The sequence below is a fragment of the Candidatus Fusobacterium pullicola genome (genome assembly GCA_018883725.1).
GTDB lineage: Bacteria > Fusobacteriota > Fusobacteriia > Fusobacteriales > Fusobacteriaceae > Fusobacterium_A > Fusobacterium_A pullicola.
The window spans coordinates 1-6563 of sequence record JAHLFN010000037.1 but is presented as its reverse complement, the minus strand read 5'-3'; the positions used below and the strand labels follow the sequence as shown (position 1 = coordinate 6563).

The following is a 6563-nucleotide window of genomic DNA, read 5'->3' as shown; positions in this document are numbered from 1 at the left end:
GTTATAATTTAATTTATATGTTATAATTTTTTATGGACTGTTATTGTCTAATATAATATGAATGGAGAGTTTCAAATGACAAACAACAATATTACTAATAAGATGTTTTTAAGTCTTATGATCCCTTTTATTCTTTCTACAATAACTCAACCTTTATTAGGGGCAGCTGATATGGCAGTTATTGGAAAGTTAAATAATACTAATTTTATTTCAGGTGTTTCTATTGGAACCTTAATTTTCAATACTATCTATTGGATATTTGGATTTTTAAGAGTGAGCACCACTGCTTATAGTGCTCAATCAAGTCATTATACAAATAAAAAAGATATTAGTGATGTTTTTTTCCGTCCACTATTAATAGCTTTTATTATTAGTTTCATTATGATTATTTCACAAAACTTAATTTTTGAAAGTTCTATGAAGTTTATTAATCCAGATATTAATATTCAAAAAGTAGCTTATACTTATTTTAAAATACTTATATGGGGAGCTCCCTTTGTTTTGACAAATTATGTACTTTTAGGTTGGCTTATGGGATTAGGAAATGTCAAATCTTCTATGACTATGCAAATCTCTGGTAATCTATTGAATATACTTTTAGATATTTTATTTGTTATATTCTTAGATTATAAAGTTGAAGGAGTTGCTTATGCTACTCTTATCTCACAAATTTTTTCAACTATTCTTGGAATAGTATTTATTACTCCATACTCTTATCATAAATATTTAGATTTTAAATCTATTATAAATAAAAAAGAAATTATAAATATTTTATGTGTAAATAGAGATTTAATGATTAGAACTTTCTGTTTAGTATCTCACAATAATCTCTTTACCATGGCTAGTTCTAGATTAGGTGGAGATATTCTTGCTACAAATGCTATACTATTCCAAATAATGTCAATTTTCTCATATGCTTTTGATGGAATTGCCAATACAGCTAGTGTATTCTCTGGAAGAGCTAGAGGACAGAAAAATAATACACTTATGAAAAATTGTTGGAAACAAACTTTTTTCTGGGGAATCATTGCAACAATTTTAATTACAATAGTGTTTGTCTTATTTAATAGAACTATTATTGAAATCTTTACAAAGCTTCCTAATATATTAATATTAACTCAAAAATACTCAATCTGGTTAGTACTATATCCTTCTATTGCTTTTTTAGGATTAACTTTTTATGGAGTGTTTACAGGAGCAGCTAAAACAGTTCCTATTATGACATCTACAGTATTAGCTTTTATTTCATTTTTCATAGCTTGGAAATTTTTAATACCAATTTATGGAAACAATGGCGTTTGGTTATCACTACTTGTCTTCTATTTAGGAAGAGGTATATTCTTAATCCCTCAATTAAAAAAGACCTTAACTAATTAAAATTCAAATGTAATACCTAGTCTACTTAGATATTTTTATTTAAAAACTACTAAAAAATAAAGAGAGAAAGTATAATTTTATCTTACCTTCTCTCTTTTTATTATCTCTTTTTAAAACTCTAAGTGACACATTACTTCATGTTCACTATCAAATCTTTTCATTTTTGGCTTTTTAACTTTACACACCTCTATTGCTGATTTACATCTATTAACAAAAGGACACTCATCTTTTAATAGAATTGGACTAGAAATATCCCCTTCTAAAATCTCCAACCTATTATTTTTCTCCAAACTTAATACACTCTTTATTAAAGCATGAGTATATGGGTGTTTTGCTTCTAATTTTAAGTTTTTACTCTTTAATTTTTCGACAATATGCCCTAGATACATAACCACAACTTCATCAGCTAATGACTGTACCAAAGCTAAATCATGACAGATAAATATTATACTCATATTTGTTTCTCTTTGTATCTTTTTCAAAAGCTCTATTATACTTTTTTGAATAGATACATCTAAGGCTGAGGTTGCCTCATCACAAATAAGAATTTCAGGTTTAAGTGATATAGCTCTAGCTATTCCTACTCTCTGTAACTGTCCTCCACTTAAATTATGTGGATAAGCATTCAAGTAATCACTTGATAACTCTACCAAATTTAAAAGCTCTTTTGCTTTCTTCTCTTTCTCTTCCTTTTTTATCAATCCAAAATTAAGAAGTGGCTCTGTTAAGATATCCTTTATTGTCATTCTTGGATTAAAAGCTCCATGAGCATCTTGGAAGATCATTTGAATATTTTTTCTACTCTCCCTTAACTCCTTTTTATTAAATTTTGAAATATCTTTTCCTTTGTAAAGTATTTCACCCTCAGTTAGTTTCTCTAATTGGACTATCAATCTCACTAAAGTTGATTTTCCACATCCACTCTCTCCTACTATCCCTGTAATTTTTCCTTCTTCTATATCTAAATTTATATTATTACAAGCTTTTAAAGTTTTACCATCAGAAGTTATAAAATACTTATTTACATTTTTTAATTCTAATATTTTTTTACTCATAATTTTCCTCACTCTCTAAAGTAGGAACAGAGGCTATTAATAATTTAGTATATTCAGACTTTGGATTTTTTAAAACCTCTTCTGTTTTTCCAGTTTCAACAATTTTTCCATCTTTCATAACAACCAATCTATCAGCTAAATATGCAGCTACTCCTAAGCTATGTGTCACTACTACCATTGTCGTACCAAATTTTTCTCTCATGTGAAGTAATTCAGTAACAATCTGAGCTTGTGTTGTTACATCTAGAGCACTTGTAGGTTCATCTGCTAATAATATTTTAGGATTAAATGTCATAGCCATAGCTATTCCTACTCTTTGGCACATTCCTCCACTCAACTGATATGGATAACTGTTCATTATATTTTCTGGAGATGGAAGATTTGTTTTCCTCAAATTCTCTATTGCTTTAGCTTCGGCTTCTTCCTTTGAGATTTTGAGATGTTGTCTAATATATTCAATATATTGCTTTCCTATCTTTCTAATAGGATTAAGAGTATGACGTGTCTCTTGAAAAACGATTGTTATATCTCTTCCCTTTTCAAACTTCTTATCATTTAAAATGTTTTTTCCTTCAAATAGTACTTCTCCTACTATCTTAGTAGTTTCAGGAAGTCCTCCTACAATACTTTTAATGAGAGTGGATTTTCCACTTCCACTCTCACCTACTATACCTATAATTTCACCTTTTTTTATATCAAAATTAAAATCTGAAACTGCTACCTTTCCATTCTCATAAGTTATCCCAATATTTTTTAAAGTTAGCATATACACTCCTATTTAAAATGACATCTTATCTGTTAACCAATAGTAATCCATTGGATACATCACTACATTTTTTAATTTTGTTGAAGAGATTAAGTAAGCAGTTTCATATCCAAAGAAGATTGTTGCACAATCATCCATTATGAGTTGTTGAATTTCTATAATTAACTCTCTTCTCTTATCAGGATCAAACTCTGATGAAAGCTCATCTAATAAAGCATCTACTTTTGGATTATTATATCCAGTTTGATTTGTAGAAGCTTTACTATACCAGTTCTCACGTAAATAGTTTTCAGGATCTCCACTATTAGCAACTAAAACATTCCATATAAGTAAATCAAAATTTCCACTATCTCTATATTTTAATACTGTTTCATAACTTACTGTTATTAATTTTACTTTTATTCCAATCTCTTTTAAACTAACTTGAGCCGCTTGTGCATAAACTTTTAACTCTTCTCTACTTGTATAGATAACAAAGTTTAACTCTATTTTTTGCCCATCTGGAGTTTCTAAATACCCATCTCCATCAATATCTTTATATCCAGCCTTAGCTAAAATTTCCTTTGCATTTTCAGGATTATATGTGTTTTCATCAACAAGTTGATCAAATCCAAAATTTAATGTTGGTGGTACTGGTGCTTTTCCTGGAGTTGCTGCTCCTCCTAATAAAACAGTTGTATAAACCTCTTTATTCAAAGCTCTATTTATAGCTTGACGTAATACTTTATCTTTTAAAATTCCATTTTCATTCATAAAAGCAAAAGTTCCTCTTAATGACTTTATACTTTGAATATTATACTTATCATTATTTTTAAAATCAACTAAATTTTCTGGCTTTAGACTGTATGCCATTTGAATTTCTCCACTTTGTAGTGCTAAAGAACGTGTTGCTTGGTCATTTATATATTTAAATACCACACGATCAAATGGAACCTCTCCTCCCCAGTAATTTTCATTTCTAACTACTGAACAATACTCTGTTGGATTAAATTTCTCTACAACATATGGTCCTGTTGAAATAGGCCCCTCCATAGCAAATTTTGTTGTATCAGCTTCTGTATTTACAATTATGAAAAGAGGATCTGCAAGACATCCTGGAAGTGTTGTCACTGGCTTTTCAGTTTCAATTATTAAATAATTTTTATCTGCTACTATACTCTTTGGAATAAAAAATGTATTAGCTCTCTGATTTAACTTAAAAGTACGCTCTAAAGAGTTTTTTACACTTTCTGATGTCATTAATGTTCCATCTGAAAATTTTACTCCCTCTCTTATTTTAAATTTCCAACTTTTTCCATCTTTACTATTTTCCCAACTCTCTGCTAATAGTGGTACTAACTCTCCTTTTTCATCAAATTTTGTAAGTGTTTCTCCAACTCCATATCTTGCTACTGTCCAACTAAAATACTGTTCTGTTGTTTCTAAAGTGTTAGCAAAACTAGGTGTTCCTATTACTATTTCCTTAACTTCACTTACTGAATTTTTATTTTCAACCTTCTCCTTTCCACAGGCTGTTAACAATATTAAACATAATATTGAAATAAATTTTAATACTTTTTTCATTTAAATTCTTCTCCTTTATACTTATATTTTTTTAATTTTCTTTTGGATCTAATATATCTCTAATACTATCCCCTAATAAGTTAAATATCACAACAACTATTATAATTGCTATCCCAGGTGAATATATTAACCATGGGGCCTTAAATATATATAATCTTCCTTCATTTAACATCAATCCCCACTCTGGTATTGGAGCCTGTACCCCTACTCCTAGAAATGATAAAGATGTTATCTCTAATATCAACATACCTATATCAATAGTTGCTGTAACTAACATTGTAGGAAAGATATTTGGCAATAGATATTTAAGAAATAGATTTAAAGGTGTTATTCCCCCCATTATTGCTACTTCTATATATGTATTTTTTCTTATTTTCAAAGTTAAACTTCTAGCTAGTCTAGCATATCTAGGCCATGTAACTAAACTTATTGCTAAAACAGCATTAAAAGTACTTGGCCCAAGTATACCTGCTATTGCTATAGCTAGTATTAATCCCGGAAAAGCCATCATCATATCTGATATTTTCATGATTACATTATCTACTATTCCACCATAAAATCCAGCTATAACTCCCAATGTTCCTCCAACAAAAAAAACTATTGCCAGTAGTGAAAAAGCCATCACTAATGTTGTTCTTGTTCCATAAATAATTCTTGAAAAAATATCTCTTCCTAAAACATCAGTTCCTAATATATACTCCTTTGAAGGTGGTTTCAAGGAGTCCAACATAACAGCATGGTATGGATCTTTAGGGGCTAGAATTGGAGCTAATATCGCTATCAATATGACAATCATACTCAGAGATAGATATATTAAAAATTGTTTATTTTCTAAAATTTTTCTTACTCTCTTCAATTTTACTCCTTTACTCTTGGATCTAAAAATTTATATGAAAAATCCACAGCTAAATTTACTATCATATAAAATAGTGCAATAAATAAAACATATCCTTGAATCAATGGATAGTCATGTGCTGATATAGCCTTTATAGCTAGATTTCCCATTCCAGGCCAGTTATAAACTATTTCTATAATTGCTGTTCCACTTATTAAATTTCCTACAGTTACTCCTAAAAGTGTCATTATAGGTAACATTACATTAGGAAGCAACTGTTTAAATATTATAGTTCTCTTACTTAATCCCCTTATTTTACTAGCGACTATATACTCTTGTTTTAACTCTTCCAATACAATAATTCTAATTTGTCTAGTATATTTAGATGACATTGCCAAAGCTAAGGTAACCGCTGGTAAAATTAGAGCTTTTATATTATCAGTTCCTCCTATGATAGGAACCCAACCTAACTTTACACCAAATATACTTAAAAATATCAATCCCATCCAAAAACTTGGAATAGATATTCCTAAAAAACTAAAGCCTCTTATAATATAATCTATTATTTTATTTCTATTTAAAGCTGATATAAAACCTAATGGTATTGATATTAGCAACATTAAAACAAATGATACTACACTTAATTTTAGTGTGATAAGAAAACTAGAAATCAATTTTGTAAAAACTGGAACTTTTAAAGAAAAGGACATTCCCAAATCTCCCTTTAAAACCTTTAAAAGCCAAACCTTATATTGAATTAGAAAGGGTTTATCCAATCCTAGTTCAGCTCTTACTTTAGCCAATAGCTCTGGAGAGGGTATATTCCCTGAATCAGTTAACATAATTTCTGCCGGATCTCCAGGAGCAAGATAAGTTAAAGTAAAAGTTATAAAACTAACCCCTATTAAAACAATTAAAATCTGAAAAGACTTACTTATAAAACTTTTCATTAAACACTCCTTAATTT

The 6563-nt window shown here is 29.1% G+C and carries 6 protein-coding genes; 1 reads left to right on the top strand and 5 read right to left on the bottom strand.

Annotated elements, in window-relative coordinates:
* The first annotated feature begins 75 nt into the window (after positions 1-75).
* Positions 76-1377, top strand: a complete 1302-nt coding sequence (locus IAA47_04385; GenBank protein MBU3842208.1) for an MATE family efflux transporter — start codon at positions 76-78, stop codon at positions 1375-1377.
* 110 nt (positions 1378-1487) lie between these two features.
* Here IAA47_04385 and IAA47_04380 read toward each other — a convergent pair whose 3' ends face one another.
* From IAA47_04380 to IAA47_04360, 5 genes are all read right to left on the bottom strand, one after another.
* Positions 1488-2432: an ABC transporter ATP-binding protein gene (locus tag IAA47_04380; protein ID MBU3842207.1), complete on the bottom strand. Its 945-nt coding sequence runs from the start codon at positions 2430-2432 to the stop codon at positions 1488-1490.
* A complete protein-coding gene (locus IAA47_04375; protein ID MBU3842206.1) occupies positions 2425-3198 on the bottom strand; it encodes an ABC transporter ATP-binding protein in 774 nt (257 codons plus the stop codon). Before IAA47_04375 ends, IAA47_04380 begins: the two co-directional genes overlap by 8 nt.
* Positions 3199-3210: 12 nt before the next feature.
* On the bottom strand, positions 3211-4761 hold the full coding sequence (locus IAA47_04370) for an ABC transporter substrate-binding protein (protein ID MBU3842205.1): 1551 nt from the start codon (positions 4759-4761) through the stop codon (positions 3211-3213).
* 31 nt (positions 4762-4792) lie between these two features.
* Entirely contained in the window at positions 4793-5557 is a 765-nt protein-coding gene (locus tag IAA47_04365; protein MBU3842204.1) for an ABC transporter permease, read from the bottom strand.
* Between the two features lie 62 nt (positions 5558-5619).
* On the bottom strand, positions 5620-6546 hold the full coding sequence (locus IAA47_04360; protein ID MBU3842203.1) for an ABC transporter permease: 927 nt from the start codon (positions 6544-6546) through the stop codon (positions 5620-5622).
* Between the last annotated feature and the right edge of the window lie 17 nt (positions 6547-6563).

What these genes read in the sequence shown, in the direction of transcription:
- IAA47_04365 (MBU3842204.1), bottom strand. Translation starts at nt 5,557, where the DNA reads ATGATTGTCATATTGATAGCGATATTAGCTCCAATTCTAGCCCCTAAA.
- IAA47_04370 (MBU3842205.1), bottom strand. Translation starts at nt 4,761, where the DNA reads ATGAAAAAAGTATTAAAATTTATTTCAATATTATGTTTAATATTGTTA.
- IAA47_04380 (MBU3842207.1), bottom strand. Translation starts at nt 2,432, where the DNA reads ATGAGTAAAAAAATATTAGAATTAAAAAATGTAAATAAGTATTTTATA.
- IAA47_04385 (MBU3842208.1), top strand. Translation starts at nt 76, where the DNA reads ATGACAAACAACAATATTACTAATAAGATGTTTTTAAGTCTTATGATC.
- IAA47_04375 (MBU3842206.1), bottom strand. Translation starts at nt 3,198, where the DNA reads ATGCTAACTTTAAAAAATATTGGGATAACTTATGAGAATGGAAAGGTA.
- IAA47_04360 (MBU3842203.1), bottom strand. Translation starts at nt 6,546, where the DNA reads ATGAAAAGTTTTATAAGTAAGTCTTTTCAGATTTTAATTGTTTTAATA.